Origin of the sequence: [Clostridium] celerecrescens 18A, from assembly GCF_002797975.1 — a bacterium.
Taxonomy (GTDB): Bacteria; Bacillota; Clostridia; order Lachnospirales; family Lachnospiraceae; genus Lacrimispora; species Lacrimispora celerecrescens.
Genome location: NZ_PGET01000001.1, coordinates 2,905,488 through 2,921,705 on the forward strand (window position 1 = coordinate 2,905,488; position 16,218 = coordinate 2,921,705).

General features: G+C 40.1%; 16 protein-coding genes and 1 pseudogene. 1 reads left to right on the top strand and 16 read right to left on the bottom strand.

Annotated features, from left to right (window positions below; genetic code table 11):
* Positions 1-38: 38 nt before the first annotated feature.
* The 14 genes from H171_RS13375 to H171_RS13440 all read right to left on the bottom strand — a co-directional run bounded on the left by H171_RS13375 (position 39) and on the right by H171_RS13440 (position 13,743).
* Positions 39-941, bottom strand: coding sequence for a rhodanese-like domain-containing protein (locus H171_RS13375; RefSeq protein WP_100305599.1), 903 nt, complete (start codon positions 939-941; stop codon positions 39-41).
* A gap of 138 nt (positions 942-1,079) precedes the next feature.
* The gene (locus tag H171_RS13380; protein ID WP_100305600.1) at positions 1,080-2,087 is read right to left on the bottom strand and encodes an aminoglycoside phosphotransferase family protein; all 1,008 of its coding nucleotides are present in this window, start codon (positions 2,085-2,087) and stop codon (positions 1,080-1,082) included.
* Between the two features lie 11 nt (positions 2,088-2,098).
* Positions 2,099-3,436 (bottom strand): TIGR04283 family arsenosugar biosynthesis glycosyltransferase, encoded by a 1,338-nt coding sequence (locus tag H171_RS13385; protein ID WP_100305601.1) that lies wholly within the window; start codon positions 3,434-3,436, stop codon positions 2,099-2,101.
* A complete protein-coding gene (locus tag H171_RS13390) occupies positions 3,437-3,865 on the bottom strand; it encodes a C-GCAxxG-C-C family protein (RefSeq protein WP_100307524.1) in 429 nt (142 codons plus the stop codon). It lies immediately after the preceding gene.
* A gap of 26 nt (positions 3,866-3,891) precedes the next feature.
* Positions 3,892-4,596, bottom strand: coding sequence for a TVP38/TMEM64 family protein (locus H171_RS13395; protein ID WP_100305602.1), 705 nt, complete (start codon positions 4,594-4,596; stop codon positions 3,892-3,894).
* On the bottom strand, positions 4,596-5,588 hold the full coding sequence (locus H171_RS13400; RefSeq protein ID WP_100305603.1) for a (Fe-S)-binding protein: 993 nt from the start codon (positions 5,586-5,588) through the stop codon (positions 4,596-4,598). The genes H171_RS13395 and H171_RS13400 overlap by 1 nt, the downstream gene beginning before the upstream one ends.
* Positions 5,578-6,258, bottom strand: a complete 681-nt coding sequence (locus tag H171_RS13405; protein ID WP_100305604.1) for a TVP38/TMEM64 family protein — start codon at positions 6,256-6,258, stop codon at positions 5,578-5,580. The genes H171_RS13400 and H171_RS13405 overlap by 11 nt, the downstream gene beginning before the upstream one ends.
* Entirely contained in the window at positions 6,251-6,682 is a 432-nt protein-coding gene (locus H171_RS13410) for a hypothetical protein (RefSeq protein ID WP_100305605.1), read from the bottom strand. The genes H171_RS13405 and H171_RS13410 overlap by 8 nt, the downstream gene beginning before the upstream one ends.
* A 64-nt stretch (positions 6,683-6,746) precedes the next feature.
* Positions 6,747-7,826: a sulfurtransferase gene (locus H171_RS13415; protein ID WP_100305606.1), complete on the bottom strand. Its 1,080-nt coding sequence runs from the start codon at positions 7,824-7,826 to the stop codon at positions 6,747-6,749.
* A gap of 313 nt (positions 7,827-8,139) precedes the next feature.
* The gene (locus H171_RS13420; protein WP_100305607.1) at positions 8,140-8,355 is read right to left on the bottom strand and encodes a (2Fe-2S)-binding protein; all 216 of its coding nucleotides are present in this window, start codon (positions 8,353-8,355) and stop codon (positions 8,140-8,142) included.
* Between the two features lie 17 nt (positions 8,356-8,372).
* Complete coding sequence (locus H171_RS13425) at positions 8,373-9,668, bottom strand: LysM peptidoglycan-binding domain-containing protein (RefSeq protein WP_100305608.1); 1,296 nt, start codon at positions 9,666-9,668, stop codon at positions 8,373-8,375.
* A gap of 265 nt (positions 9,669-9,933) precedes the next feature.
* Entirely contained in the window at positions 9,934-10,602 is a 669-nt protein-coding gene (locus H171_RS13430) for a class I SAM-dependent methyltransferase (protein ID WP_100305609.1), read from the bottom strand.
* Between the two features lie 949 nt (positions 10,603-11,551).
* Positions 11,552-11,818 (bottom strand): tyrosine-type recombinase/integrase, encoded by a 267-nt coding sequence (locus tag H171_RS13435; protein WP_054789666.1) that lies wholly within the window; start codon positions 11,816-11,818, stop codon positions 11,552-11,554.
* 287 nt (positions 11,819-12,105) lie between these two features.
* Positions 12,106-13,743 carry an AAA family ATPase gene (locus H171_RS13440; RefSeq protein WP_100305610.1) on the bottom strand — a complete coding sequence of 546 codons (1,638 nt, stop codon included), beginning with the start codon at positions 13,741-13,743 and terminating at the stop codon, positions 12,106-12,108.
* Positions 13,744-14,288: 545 nt separating this feature from the next.
* On the opposite strand from H171_RS13440, the pseudogene H171_RS25050 reads away from it, so the two are divergent.
* A pseudogene (locus H171_RS25050) lies at positions 14,289-14,813 on the top strand (IS3 family transposase); the annotation flags it as partial.
* A gap of 114 nt (positions 14,814-14,927) precedes the next feature.
* On the opposite strand, the gene H171_RS13450 reads toward H171_RS25050, so the two are convergent.
* On the bottom strand, positions 14,928-15,338 hold the full coding sequence (locus tag H171_RS13450) for a DUF6508 domain-containing protein (RefSeq protein ID WP_100305612.1): 411 nt from the start codon (positions 15,336-15,338) through the stop codon (positions 14,928-14,930).
* Between the two features lie 233 nt (positions 15,339-15,571).
* Complete coding sequence (locus tag H171_RS13455; RefSeq protein ID WP_242976961.1) at positions 15,572-16,201, bottom strand: hypothetical protein; 630 nt, start codon at positions 16,199-16,201, stop codon at positions 15,572-15,574.
* Positions 16,202-16,218: the final 17 nt, after the last annotated feature.

Here is a 16,218-nt window from a genome sequence, read left to right on the forward strand (position 1 = left end):
ATCTTTTCTCCGTCTTTCACTGCTTTACTGCAGGCTTTTTATTTTACAAATGCCGCCTGAACGTCACCGTCTTTTGCCCCGTTTTCAATGATAAACAGATTCTTTTCATCAAAGCCGGCATCCTTTAACACGGAAATCGCTGTCTTTGCGCATTTATTTCCGCTATAGCATAAGAAATATACCGGTTCTTCCTTATCAAGCTTTTCTGCTGCCAGTTCATACATTGCCGTCTGTGCATCGGCACTTTCAAAATCTTTTAAATTAACCTGAAGAGAATTTTCCAAATGGCCTCCTGCATATGTATCATTATCACGAACATCAACGATCTGGGCATCTTTCTTTGCAATCACATCTGCTGCTTTTGCATACTGCCAGTCTATACTTTCTTCCGCACGGTTTGATGTCAGCGCACCTTTTTCTTTTGCCAGGGCTTTTGCTCCCCCTTCAACTGTATAGATAAGACCTGCATCGATTCCGGCTTCTTCTAACACCTGCGTAGACTTCTGGGCTCCTCTTTGCCCGCTGTTGCAGATAATATAGATTTTCTCTCCATCCTTTAAATTTTCTTCCGCATATGCTTTCATCTGATCAGCCAGGGATTCGTCTTCCAGCGGGAAAATGGGACACCATTCTGAATTGGCAACTCTTCCCGCCCCGTAATTTGACCACTCTCTTACATCAAGGACATGTGTTTTTCCATCAGCCGCTGCTTTTACTGCATCCCCGGCAGATACAAACTGGTATTCTTCTTTCCCTGTTTTTTCCGCTACTGATGTACTTTCTGCTGCCGCTGTACTCTCTGCTCCCAAAGTGCTTTCTGCTGCTGTACTTTCCACTGCTGTTGTTTCTTTCTTCTCTGCTCCATTACCAGAGCTGCATCCCGCAATCATGGATACCGTCATTGCTGACACTAAAACAGCTGATAAAAACTTCTTTTTCATTGTATTTCCTCCTTGGTTTTCCGGTGCTAGTATATTTTTTCAGCACCGTGATATGGTGATTATAAAGGCTTTTCCACTTCATTTAAGCAGAATCGCCATAGTTACCGATTATTTCATTTCATATATTATAGGTGTTTTCTAACAGCCAACAAATCCTGCTATTTTATCCAGGAATCCATGGCTTAAATACGCCTCCAGTTTACGGGCTGTTGACTCATTGATTATTTCTTTGTCCGGCTGATTATATTCCACCCAGGCCATTGCACACCAGGTGATCCCCCTCAGGCATGTAATGGGAATATACGCCCAGGTCCGTTCTTTCAGACCGTCAATATTAAATCTCCCTGCTGCCTTTTTAATATACGAATCTGCAAACTTCTCCATCTGTTCACTTTCCAGAATCACATCTGTCTTCCAGAAGGTTGTGGTTGGTGCAAGAAAGTGCCCAAGGTCCTGTGCCGGATCACCGTAAATCGGCTTTTCCCAGTCAATCAGGTAATTCCCTTTTCCTTCTCCGTTAATAAGAAAATTTGTAGAATTCAGCTCCGTGTTAATGCAGCACCGGTACGCTGGTCTTGGAAGGCTGTCTGCCCTTCCCCAGCCACGGTCCAGCATCCTGCGTATTTTTCTTTTCTTTCCTTCGTCTCCAAGAGCAGACTCTTCATACGTCCGGAACATCTCCTCGCATTCTTCCAGAATTGCTTTTAAAGGATTATCCGGTGCCACCAGCGGCGTCTCCCTTCCAACAGAAATGCTGTGTATATCAGCCAGACAATCTGCCGCATAAAGCAGTTCTTTTTCATAATCCAAGGCATGTCCGGGAAGATACTCCATTACCATTACTCCAAAGGGAAGCTTCTCCTTCGTTCCATCCACATATAAGGGGCTTGGTGTGCGTCCCGAATCCTTTAACAGCTCCAATGCATGAAATTCATACCCAATCTGATCTTCAAGATGCATCTGGCTTCCAATGTTTACCCTCAGAATTAGCTTCTTCCCAGTCACCGGGTGAAGAAACAGGTAGTTTCTGTTATACTCACCCTGAGCCAGCATCCGGTATTCTTCTGTAACCTCCTCCAAAAGCCCCAGCGATTCCCGGTATCCCTTCCATTTAATGTATTCACCTAATCCCTGTACCTGATCCATATCTCCACCCCCTATCTGATATCCCGGTACATATCCGAGATTCTTTCTATGGAAACTCCGTCCCGGTACATCTTTCGAAGCCGGTTCATTTTCCACATGAGCTTCAGCTTAGGTACAGTCCCTTTTGGAAAGCGCCTGTCTGATGTATAAATTCTTCTCCCTGTCATCCCAAGCTTCACCCGTTTTTCTTTTAATGTAAGTGAGAACTGGTAGTCTTCCATGATAGGAATCTGAGGAAACATTCCGACTTCAAAAAATAACTCCCGGTCCACAAAAATCCCCTGATCTCCAAACATGATCTTCCGGTCCTTAACTCTGTGGTTGGAAATCACTCTGCATGTGAACATGAAAAAATTGTGGGAGTGAAATGCTATCCCAAAACAGCCTGCCTGATGATCCCTCATCACCCGCCTGATTTCCGCCAGTGGCTTTGGCGGAAGCTCACTGTCACAATGGAGGAAAAACAGGATGTCTCCGCAGCTTGCCTTCGCTCCTGCGTTCATCTGCCTTCCCCTGCCTTTTTCACTGTGCAGCACGGTATATCCGGGATCTATTAATTCCAATGTACGGTCTGAGCTTCCCCCATCCACGAACAATATTTCACATGTTCCCTGCAGTTCCCTTAACTGCTCCTGAAACATTACAACTCTTTTTTCTTCATTATATATAGGGATAATGATAGAGATCGGAGCGATTCCAGCCGCATACCGCCCAGTTTCCGTCTGCTTCAGCTCTTTCCTTACGCGCATCCGTTTCCGATACTCTTTTAAATCCGATGGAGTGTCCATATCCCAAAGCTTTTTCGAATAGCCTACCGTAATTCCGGCCTGGGAAAGAGCCTTTATGGTTTCCTCTAAGACAGCTCCATGTCCATACCGGTCAAGACCAAAGGCTTCCCTCCGGGCTTTCTTCATACCCACGAGATAATATCCTCCGTCATGGGTCTTCCCGAACACCACCTCCTGGGTTTTAAGCACTTCAAATGCCTGCATTAGATCACCGGACCGCAGCTCCGGCACATCGGTTCCAATCAGAATGCATTCTTCATACCCCATAGCAAATACTTCTTCAAATGCCCGGAACATCCGTTCCCCCAGATGATCCCCCCGCTGTGGTAAGTAACCATACTGAATTCCCAATACTTCTTTTAGATACCTTTTTTGTTTATCTTCATCCGGAGTGTAACAGACAAAAATATTTGCCTTACACTTTTCGCATTCTTTTATAATGTCTTTTAAAAAACAAATATGAAGTTTTGCACATTGCTGCGGACTTAGCAGGGGCATCATCCTGGTCTTCGTCCTTCCCGGTATTGGTGCTCTTGTAAATATGATAATTGCCTGTTTCATTTATAAAATCTTTCCTAAAATTTCTATTGTATCTTCCACTACCTTGGGGCAGAACTGAAGAAGCAGCCCCTTCTCCATCACCTCTGTCAGTTCTTCCTTCCTGGAAATATCATGCCCCAGTAAATCACGGCAGATACAGGAAGGATATCGCTCCCCAAACAGTCTCTTAAATTCCCCGGTTTTCTGCATCATTACCTGCTTCTGCCCGGGATCTCCCTCTTCACTGTGTCCGTATTTCATTCCAAGCACCATCAGAGCCCCCGTAACAGCGCCGCATGTTTCCCCGCACTGCATACCTCCCCCAAAGCAGGCGGAAACCTTCCTAAGCAGTACCTTATCTGTTTCTAATTCTCCCGCAAACGCCCCTGCAACTACCTGAGAACAGTCAATTCCCTGGAGGAATAGTTCCTGGATTTCTTTAAAGGTAATATTCTGTCTTTCATAAATGCCCATTCTTACTTCTCCCCTTTTTGCTTTTGTTTTTCCACGTATATTCTTCTTCCCATCACAATTAAAGCTGACAATGCAAACAAGATCATAAGCCCTGTTACAAATAATTTTGCGCCACCTGTCAGCATTCCTCCCACATAGGAATACACAATGGTCGCCGGAAGCTGACCAATTCCAGTTGCAAGAAAGAAGGAACCAAAGGGCATGGAAGTAAGTCCCGCCCCATAACTTATAAGGTCAAAGGATACAAAGGGCAAGAGACGGCAGACCAGAACCGTACTTTTTCCATACTTTTCAAAGAACGCATCCACCTGTTTTAATCCCGCCTTGCTTGTAAACTTTTCTGCCGCATCTCTACCCAGAACTCTTGCAATATAAAAGCACAGCGCAGCTCCCGCCATGGCACTTGTCCATGAAAGGATCGCTCCCTGCCACCAACCGAACAGATTGGCATTTGCAAAGGTAATGAGAAAGGCTGGCAGAGGAGCCGCTATTGACTGAAATATCATAAGCCCAAAGGATATTACGGCCGCATACGCCCCCCAGGACTCTATAAAATCTTTCATCACACCAAAATCGCCGCTAGCAAACATTTTAAATACCTGATTTATGGTTTCTTTTACTGATGGTATCCCATAATAACTAGCTATCGCGACCCCAATTCCTGATATCAACACGAATTTCTTAATCCATTTACTATTTTTAACCATTATTTTTCTCTCCGGTATTTCGTTATGATTCGGTTTACCACAGACCTGCCTGTGTCCGGCCCCTCGTTTCTCTCTAATATTTCTAAAAGAATATGCTTTGTATCCCTGTATCCCTTTCTCACAAAATTCCCCGAACAGGAAGCGCAGTAAGTATAAATGGTCTTCTCATACTCCTGTCCGATGCTGCATACCATCTGTCTTGCCAGATCCTTTTCTTTGCTCCCGGCGCAGCCTCCAAGCCCGCAGCACTGCACATGAGAAATCAGATCCGGTTCTTCCTTTAAGAATGTACGAATGAAGCCCAACAACTCCTGATTTTCCCTGTCCGGGCATGGGGGAAATATAGTGAGCCTTCCCTCAATCATCTTCCCGATTCCAAACTCCCGAAGTTTTTCATATATACTCACTACGTTTACGTTCAGACGGGGTCTTAAATAAGCGTAACAGTTTGGACAAAGGGTAATTACTTCCTCTACACCGTTTTCTCTTAGCTTTCTCTCCACTCTTCCAATAATCTCTTTTTCCCGTTTCTCCATTCCCAGTTCTGCAATGGGCTTTCCGCAGCAGTCAAATACTGTCCCTGCATCCGCTATTTCCCGAAACAGTTCCATCAGGTACCTGGTCGTCTTGGGATAATAGGCCGGGAAATTACAGCCCGGAAAAAGGACGCTCTTTTTCGCCCCAAGACCGTAGTTCTGAAATAAATAGTTCTGTTTTTCCCTTACAAGCATTCCGTAGCCTTTTTCACGAAGCTGCCCATCATTCCTGCGAACCTGCTTCTTTCGCATCCCTAAAACGACTTCTCTTCCGTCGATTCCCTTGGGACAGACTTCAGAACACCTGCCGCATAAAAAGCAGTGATAAGAAAGCTCCTCCAGCTTTTCTTTATCACCGATATCTATGTTATATTTCTCCAGAAAGAGACAGTGCTGCCGGCAGATATGGCAATGAACGCATGCATCCGGATCCATGATTCTCGGCTTATCTTCCATCTTGCTCCTCCTGTATGTATCTCCTCTTTAAGAATACCCCCATTCCCAGCACCCCAATTGCCAATACCGCCGCGATCCCCATATACAGCAGCCGGTTTTCTTTGTCCGCAAGCCCGGCCGTTCCAACTGTGTACATTGCGGTACCCGGAAGCATGAAAACCAGAGAACCGATCATATATGTGCTGAATTTAATATCTGTAATACCGTAGGCAAAGTTTTGAAGGTTATAAGGAAATACTGGCACAAGCCTTGTAATGATGAGGACAAACAACTGGTTTTTTCCCGAATTGTCAAACAACCATTTATTCAGATATTTGTTCTTTACAACCATAGGTCTGACAGTGTCTTTCAAAAAGAACCTGCCTGCCGAAAATGCAAGAACCGCCCCGATTGTGGTAGCCGCGGAACAACATACCGTACCCAGAACGGGGCCAAATAACAGACCGGCAAATATTGCAAATGTGACACCTGGAAGTGCCAGAAAGGCACAGCCTGCAATGGTGAGCAGCATATAGATTGCAATGGCATAGGGGAGATTAACCTCTACCGCCTGTTTTAGAAAACCCAGATTATCCATATTACTGATATAGGAAGACCACCCAAATACATGATTAAAGCTAAGAATCATAACGATGATTCCTGCAAATACCCACACTTTTTTATTATTCATCCTTTTTCTTTCTCCGCATCACATGTACCGCTCCTGTTTTTATGATTTGCAACAGCGCCGCTGCTCCAAGCATCAGGCTGATAAAATAGTACGCTCTCATCGTCTTTGTGGAGCCGATATAAGTAAAAATTCCATACACCGCTGTGAGCATAACCATGGCAACATGCATTGCAGTCTCCAGTCTTCCCTTTTGTCCGCGCCGGATAACCAAAGCTGCCAAAAGCAGAAGTGTCAATGCTGTTAAAGCTGAAATAGCAGTGTATTTCAATGTCTCTATCGGAAACGAGCTCTCCCAGCCTTGACTTTTATAAATCACATATCTTGCCATCCCCATTTTTTTACGGGTAAAATATTGGATGATGTATGCACCCGCTAAAAATAGAATTTCTGCAAAGGTCATAATAAAATATCCAAACTTTTTCATTTTGCATCTTCCCATGTTAAAATAAGCGCTGCCGCTTCCGCGTCCAGCGCTCATATACTTATTGTTATTTTGCTGCTTTGTCCTTGGAAAGATTTCCTACCGTGGTATATTCACATTTACCGCTTCCAGGATCTCCCACCTGAACTGGCAGGCTGTCATCCATCTGCCACTGATACCAGCCTCCGTCATAAAGCTTTGCGTTGGTATAGCCGTTTTCGTAGCAGATCAAAAATGGGATTGTGGCTCTCCAGCCCGTTCCACAGTAAAATGCCAGTTCATTGTCAAGAGAGGCTCCTGTTTCTTTTAAATATCCTTCCAGCACATCTATACCGACGGTCGTACCATCTGCCTTATTATAAGAACCATCGTCCGTATCATGTCCCCAAATCGCGCCTTTGGGTTCTCCTGCCTTATCGATATATCCATATCCACTGGTTTCCCCAGAGAATTCTGCCTTGCTCCTGATACTCACTAATTTGAAATTGTTGTCACTTTCAAGTTTTTCTTTAACATTATCAATGGAAATAACATATTCCGGATGGGCAGGTACTGTTGTTCCAAATCCCTGGTCTGTTGCTTTCGGCTTATTGCTGCCTTTTTCCGTGCTATATCCGGCTTTTGTCCAGGCCTCGAACCCGCCATCTAAGCATTTTACATTTTCTACTCCTGCCCAGAGCAGAGTAAATGCGACTCTGTCATCTGCAGAATTTATTCCATCAGCTCCATAGCAGATGACTGTTGTATCTTTTGTAATACCGTAATCAGCCATCAGCTTTTCAATTTCCTCCGGTGTGCGGATGTTCCAATATTCTTCTGATTCTATATAATCCGTATTCATATGATAAGCGCCCTTGATATGTCCTTCTGTGTATGCAGGATTATCTGCTTCCTCACCCCACGCACATTCCAGAATCACATAATCCGATGACTCTTCCTGATTCCCGTCAATTACGCTCTGCACCCAGTCCGGTGATACGTACACCTTTTTTTTATCCACCGGATTAGCGTTTACATCAATTTTTTCTTCCTTCTCTGCCTTCTTTTCGCCGTCAGCAGGTTTACTTTCAGACTTTGCTGCACATCCTGCTGTCAGTGATACTGCCATGGAAAGACACAGCAATGCACCCAGTACCCTTTTTTTCATAATACTTCTTCTCCCAATATGTATAATTTTTTGCTATATTAATTATAAGTAGGTACTGCTTTTGAGTCCAATTGATTTAATCGATAAGTAACCGGTTATTTATAGATTACATCTATATATCTTTTTTATCTGTATTACCACGAATCAGAATCTTTTCATAGAATAAACGTTCAAGCTGCTGTAATTAGAAGTCCATCATAAATATATTATAAGAGTTAATTTTTATCTATGGAGCATCGATCATATTTACTGCCCAAAAAAAAGACCATTGCAAATCACTTTGCAACAGCCCTTTATTCGTTGGGTCATAAAATCAATGCGGATTTTCATCTTCCCAATTATCCAGAATCTGCCGGATTTTTTCTCCGCATCGTTTTCCTTTACAGCTGCCATTGCCAGTATTCGTCATACTCCATACCTTTTCAACGGTGTCTGCACCTTCTGAAATTGCCTTTTTTATTGTTTGCTTAGAAACTCCCTTGCAGATACATACCTTTGTTAATTTGTCAATTATTTCCTGATTGTCCATTGTTTGCTTTTTCCTTCCTAACTAATTCCCAAACGTCTCTCTATGTAATATTGATTATTAATAATAAGCCACATTTGGGCATCGAATCTCATAACAGTCCAAAGAGATAAACCTTGTAGATTATATTCTCCTGCCAGCGCTGCCCGTGCATCAAAGCTTCTCGCATCTTTAAACCATATTACATGCATAATTTCACTACTGTCCTTATAATAGAAATAAGGTGATTGTGCTGCTTCATTAAATTGTATTGGTATATTATTTTCCGCTGCAATCAGTACTGCATTTTCAGTGGTTATTACAGTGGCTTCCGTGGCGCCGGGAACATAGGGAAGTGTCCAATCATAACCAAGTGTGGTGATACCTAGAAAAATTAATTCAGAAGGAATAATACTAACCGCATAATCTAACAAGCCTCTCAAAAAATCAACCGGAAAGATTGAGCTTGGATAGCTGTAAGACCTTGCCCAGTCATAAGATGAAAATATAATACCATCCACATATTCAGCAAATTTTGAATAGTCTAATTTTTCAAAACTGGCATATGGGACTTCACTATCCGTAACCGGTGTTGTGGTGATCACGATCCTGACACCTTCTGAATGAAATATCTCTGAAGCTTTTTTCAAATATTCTGCAATATTATTTATATTGTCTAAGGTGATGTCTTCGACATATATGTTGATACCATAATAACCTTTTGATTTTACTATTTGGAGAGCATTATTAATAAGGCTATCCTGTATAGAAGGATTATTTAAAATTTCATAGTTCACTTCACGGCTGGCTATTCCCTCTCCCGAAATCGTGGAAACAAACAGCATGGGTGCAACACCATATGATTTCGCCAGCTGGATAAGTTCCGTGTCGTCAGCAGTTGCGATGATCTCTCCTAAACTTGTAGCTCTATAATTGAAAATAGTCAAATACGTTAAAAAAGGAAGAGTTTTTATTAAAACAGATTTATCTATATAGGAAAAGATATAACCACTGGTGGCAATTGTTTTTGATTTATTCGTTTGATATTTTATAACAATCGTTTCACCGGAGTACAAATATTCTCTATCAGAGAGATAGGGATTGTTTCTTAATAATTCCATTGTTGAAACACCATGCTGCTCTGCAATACTTTCTAAAGTATCACCAGCCTGGACGGTATAAATTGTTTCAGGTTGAACAATCACAATCGTTTGACCTACTGCTAAATTGTCTGGGTTAATAATTCCGTTTTCCAATATTAGTCTGTCTATAGGGATTTTGTAATACTCTGATATTGTAAAGATGGTTTCACCAGGTTGGACAACGTGTATGATCATAGCTATCCTCAAATGATCTTATTAATTCTATTATATGCCAACCCTACCTGTTCATAACAATATGTTACAAACAATTACATGATTTTTTGATAATCAAAATCAATACCGGTTCTGAACAGTCCTGCTTCTGTTCCGGCAACCTTCTGGATTCCGAAACCACATAGTGTGGATCTGTCCGTCTATCCATACGCCGGCATAGATCCTCGCTGTGATTGCCAGCATGACATTTTCCGTTGCACTTTCGTGGTCCTCGAAAATTGAATGGTTATTTTTGAATAATAAAGAGCCTGTTCATACCTTTCTGCCAAGTATATTGGAATTCTAAATAAGCAATAATCTCACCAAATTTTGATAACTGTTTCTTCCAATATTCTGTAGTGACCTGTCGAAGATGAAGAATCCCATCTTCTTCATATAGATTTCCCCCTTTTTTCTGATAGCCAAACGAATCAAGTTCTTCTTTAGAATAATAAGGGTTCATCTTGATAAACCAGCAGCCGTCATGTTTCAAGAGACTGTTTAACTTAAGCATTGTTTCAGTGGAGACATCTTTAGGCATTATATCCAAAACATTTGATAAAATAATTCCGTCAAACTCCTCTTTCTCAAACTGATCTAAGAATTTCTCTCCTCCAATAAAAAAATGGGTTCTTCTATAATGACTCAGCTTGGCTGTTTCTTTTGCAAATCTAATACCTGTTTCCGCCTTATCTACTCCAACAATCTGATGATCCGGTTGATACTGCAGGTATTGAAATGAAACATCACCAGTTCCGCATCCAAAGTCCAATACTCGTTTTGTTCTGCCGGCAAACAGTTTCAACGCCTCGTCAAACATTGGTTCAACCTTTAGTTCTATCTCTCTTAGATCCAATGGCTGATATTCTTCAAAAATCTTGTTCCACATATCAGTCTCACGTTCATAGGCTTTCATATCTAATACCTCTTTTACTTACTTCATTTGAACCTGCTAAATATTGAATTCTGATTATAATTTAATGAAATCAATCTGTCAATTATAAATATTTACTTACCACATATTTTGTAAGCCAAACTCCATAAGCTGATAAATAGAATTTAAATATCCACTATCTACTTTCAGAATAACCGGCTTACTTCGACCTTTGCCCACCCATGCTCGTCTAATTGGCCAGTTTCAATATGATGTCTTTCTTCACGCCGTTTACTACCTCATAGGTGTGGGCAAGCACTGGTTCTTGGTGAGCCGGCGCTTCTTAGTATCTCGAGGCATTTTATCAGTACTACCCAATCCATGTTGTTTATTCATATTCATATAGAATCCTTCCATAGTTGTATAGTCTCAATTATATCATATTTCCGTTTGCCGCTCAAAGAAATAGTATTGAATTGCCTTCATCAACTTTTCAGCTCCTTTTTACGAATTTGTTCCTAAGCCTCCTTAATCATAAACCCATGATCATAAGTTTCTTTGCTCATTTTAATTTACCTCCTGCAATTTTTCATAAAGCTGCTGCTTGCCAGTGTCATGTGCTAGTGCTGTTATAATGCCTCTGTTATGCACGAGAACGGCTATGGGGACGTTTTAATAGTGGGCAGGGTTATTTTTAGACACTAAAATAAGCCCTCTATCAATCACATTTCTATAACTGATAAAGGACTTATGCTAATGTCCAAATATTTAATTATTCTGATATCATACCAAGACTGTCATTGCTATTCCTATTTCTCCAATGACTTCATCGTCGGGAAGATTAAAACATGAAAAACATATGTCTGCATATATCTTCATATCTTAATTTTCAAAACCAACGCACTTATACGTCAATTTATAACTCTTCATACATCTTCGTACAAGCATGTTCACATTGGTACAAAATTGGTAAAGAATTGGTACATGGTTCCTATTCGTCATCATTCTTTAACCCAGCCACTTCATTCCGCATCAGTTTATCTTCCAAACTACTAAATTCTTTCTTTTTCAATGCAGTTGTTACATCAGCGTATATATTTAAAGTAGTCTGGACATCTTTATGTCCCAAAGCATCCTGAATAAACTTCAGATTAACATTGTTCTCTATAAGGCGTGTCGTAAATGTATGGCGAAGTGAATGACAGCTGAATCTTGGCAGCAAAACAGGATTTATTCTTAGCCAACTACTATCAGCCAAAGTTTATTGTCGATCAAATTTTATAATCCTCAAGCTTTATTCTCTCTCGAAGATCAGATCGCATTAAAGTTGCAACGCTTTTATGTGAAGACATTTACAAAAAAATCGTAAGCACATAGTTGGTTCTCTCCAGGCTTTGTTGAAATGACAACCTATAAGCTGTTTTTGACTTAACAGTAACAAACATTTTATCAAATCAACCAATCTTGAGAAAATCTTACAACTATTTTTAAAATTACATGAAATAAGCTCCTAACTTTAAATATCTTTCTTACAATATATATTTATTAAATCTGCAAAGTCTTATGCACCATACTACATCGTTTTTTATCATGCGCTAGTCCAATGCAAATAACTTCCCCCTTTAATCCTGTATAATATTGGTTCTCAATAATCTGCTCTAACGCCTCCTCTTTCAGACGTTCCAGATCTTCCCCTTGCTTAAATTCAATAATTACATGGCTGCGAGCATTCATTAATGCTTCCAGGGTGATATCGCTTCTTCCATATCCAGCCTCTATATTACTTGTTACTTTATAAGCTCCTCTAAGTGCAATGCACATCCCTAAAAACAGCATATGATATGCATTTTCCTTTGCATCCATATAACTGGTACAGGATATTACAATATCCTGATACAATTCAAAAAACCGTTTCATATCTTTATTAATCAGACAAGAAAGCATTTGTTGCAAGTCCAGTCCGTCAACACCTGATATTTCTGCGATCAATACTTGAAATTCTGACATCACTTCATCATTAGGTATTTTCACCACCGCCGTATTGGAATCAATCCGTTTCAAGGCTGTCAGATAGCCAGAGTTTACCAGAAGGCCCCACAAACTATAATTACTATCTCTTTCTATATATGAAGTTTCCAATGTAAGCCATACAGAAATTTCTTTCCCAGATGCCAATTTATCAAAGTCATCCCAAAATCGCTTATCTGCTGTCCGTAGTGCTTGTTTCACCAAAAAGTTAGAGGACGTATTAATCCAATAGTTATCCAAAGAACCTATATCAGCGTAATTTAAAACAGACCATGGATTATATATTTCTATGCCTCCAAAGCGGTAACCATAATACTTAATTTGTACATTTTCGTCCAATACCAGATCATAATCAGTTAAAAGTTTTTCTGTCTCCGGAGCAGTAAGTCCAAAATAAGAGGCATATTGTTTGTGCATCACCGTATACACTCTGGCATTGTTAAACTGTGAAAATATACTTTCCTTAGCAACTCGCTGTACCCCCGTGATAAGAGCCTGACCCAGTGCAGAATTTCCCTTCATCGCACTTCCATAAAGATTAGCGAAAAAAGGTCCCAGCTGGTCATGATATCCGTATTCGTAGCTACTCATAATTGGCTGATCATATTCATCTATCAGAAGGATTGGACGAATATGATAAAAATCATAAACAACCCTGGTTAAATCCAGCAACACACTTGATAGATAGATATGAGTAGATTTCTGATCCATTAACAAATCGTAGGATTCATAAAATTTCTTTGCACTAAAAGAATTTTTGTTTAGTTTATCTCTGAATTTTTCTTCATAGTAACCATATTGCTCCTGCATGGCCAGTTTTAATTGAGCAGTCAATTCTTCTACTGAGGTACCTTTAGAATTCTTAAATGTAAAATAAATAACAGGTCTTGAGTTAATCTGGTCCGCATATTCCGTATCCATAATTGCCAAGCCATCAAAAATATCCCTGCTCTCTGTTTCAATATCAAAAAACTCCTTGAGCATTGTCATATTTAATGTCTTTCCGAATCTCCTGGGACGGGCGATCAATGCCACTTCATCCTTCATCTCAATAAAATCCTTTATCATTAAGGTTTTATCCACGTAATAAGAGCCATTTTCACGTAATTTTCGGAAATCATCATTTCCTATCGGTAAGATTCTTTTTACCCCCATGCCTTCTATCCTTTCTAAAATATTTGCAGTACATCTTATCCTAATAATATCATATTCCTATCAGTCTTACCAGTCCAGGTTCCATTGTTATACCGATTATACTATTTCATCAGTTCGTAGTGCTCACGTCAAATTATAATTAGCAGGATATTTTTCATTTAATACCTTATTATAATATACAATTCTCCACGTGAACACTTACAATAATTGTAATGGTATATTAATGTTGTAACACTCCTGCCTAATGAGTTAGAATATTCATTAGAAAAGGAGTAACACAATGACACAGTTTTCAGATGCTACACGCAAAAAAATCGTAAAGCAGCATATCCAATGAAGGACTCTTGCAAGTCTTGCTGCAGAATATGGCGTATCCAAAGCCTCAATTTCGAATTGGGTACGTGCATACCGTGAAGAATGACAAACAGATGATGATGCCAAATCCCAGTTAGAATTAATGGAAGAAGTTCGAAAGCTTCGCCAGGAAAAGACTGAACTTGAAAAGGAAAACAACTTCTTAAAAAAAGCAGCGGCATTCTTCGCTAAGGAAAAAGCACCTTTATTACATTCCTCGTCGTAAAAAGCCGAACTATAAAAAAGGAACTCCTAATAAGCTTCTTCCTAATATTCTGAATCAGAATTTCGTCGTCAATGAGCCAAATCGCGTCTGGTGCACAGACTTTTCATATCTTTATCTTACAAACGGAAATGTCCGCTACAACTGCACAATCATAGACCTTTATGACAGAAGCGTTGTTGCGAGTGAAAATGGTAAATTCATAACCAGCGATTTTGCGCTAAGTACGCTTGATAAGGCTATCCATGCTCAGCACTGCGATGCTTCACAACTGATCCTTCACTCAGATAAGGGGGTTCAATTCACATCTACTGATTTCACGAGTTTCTGTGAGTTGCGGGGTATTACGCAAAGTATGAGTCGTGCCGGAACCCCATATGATAATGCTCCGATGGAACGTTATTACAATACTTTGAAAGCTGAGCTGATTTATCAGTACAACTTTCGGACGGATAAGGATCTTGATGATGCAGTTAATAAGTTTGTGTACTAACGGACAATATCCCGATGTACTTTTTATTGTAATTCTTACTATTTATTTCTAATCAGAACCCGGATTTACTAAAAAAGCCACTTGTGGTCACGATGACCACAAGTGACCTAACCACTACTTTTCATCAATTCCCTTTAGTCTTTGAAGCCATCTCAGCATTGCTCCACTCTTCAAAAAGCCAAGAAAAGCACCTTCACAGAATCGGTCAGCTCGTAATGCACCAACTAATAATGCCATAACAGCTCTTCCATCAAGCCCTCTTACATCTGCTTTCTCCATTGACTCTGTTCCCCACTCAAGCCCATTCTGTTCTAGTATTTCACCATACTTAGTTAATTCCATCTCAGAATGTGAATCTACAAAGTCATAAATAGCCCGTTCTAAATCAATAACCGTCCTTTCGTAACCCACAAAAGGCATCTGTATTGGATCATCTTCTGTACCCTTATGCTCTGTATCAACATGCCATTTACCGTATTCTGAACGATCTAATTTAGTAATATACTCAGTTAATGCTTCATACATTCTTTTCACCTCACACCATCTTAGGTCACTTGTGGTCATCGTGACCACAAGCTATTACATTAAGTCATCTCCATACCGCTAAATGCTCTTTTAAGCATCATTTGACCATGATATCCCCCTGACATATCATGACATCCTACAACCAAAGAGTAGTTTTTTTCCATGATGTCAAAAATATTATTCATTTCAAATGCATCATGTTTTTCGAAGTTAAGTAAATTGAATATGAACTTTTAATCAGATAACTCGAATACTAGCATCTTACCATCCATATTCCAGTCAATCTTACCTGTTTGAATATCTTTAAATCCCATTGGATCTGTAGAATAATCACGCTTTACAAAGTAAAGCCGCCATTCTCCGTTGTATTTCTTAGCATCTGGATCTCTCAGAAAATCTAAAAAATCAAACTTTATTCCTTGTGTCTCAGGTATCGATAAAAACTTAGCGTATAATGCCTTTACAATTTGAAGCTTCGTCTGCTCTTGAAAACCCTTTATCTTCTTTGGATTACCATCTTCATCAAAGAATTTTTTATATGCCTCGTCATATTTGCCAAAAAACGTATTACATTTCCGACATAATGTACGTGCAGTTCTTCCTTTTGGATACAAATCTTCCGCTAGACTATTATCAAAGTATTCTTCCGCTGTACTTTGCAAATTCTCTCCATTCCTAATCGCATTTCCAATCTTTCTATTTAATTCTTTGTTTTCACCCATGAAATCATCTGCGAGCTTAATAAAATCTAACTGAATAATATCATCATTTCCAACACTATGAGCAGGATAATGCTCTTCACTCATATCCAGATCATCGAAAAACTGCTCGCACAGTCTACATTGTACTTTCTGTTCACTCAAGCTTATTTCCCCCTTTA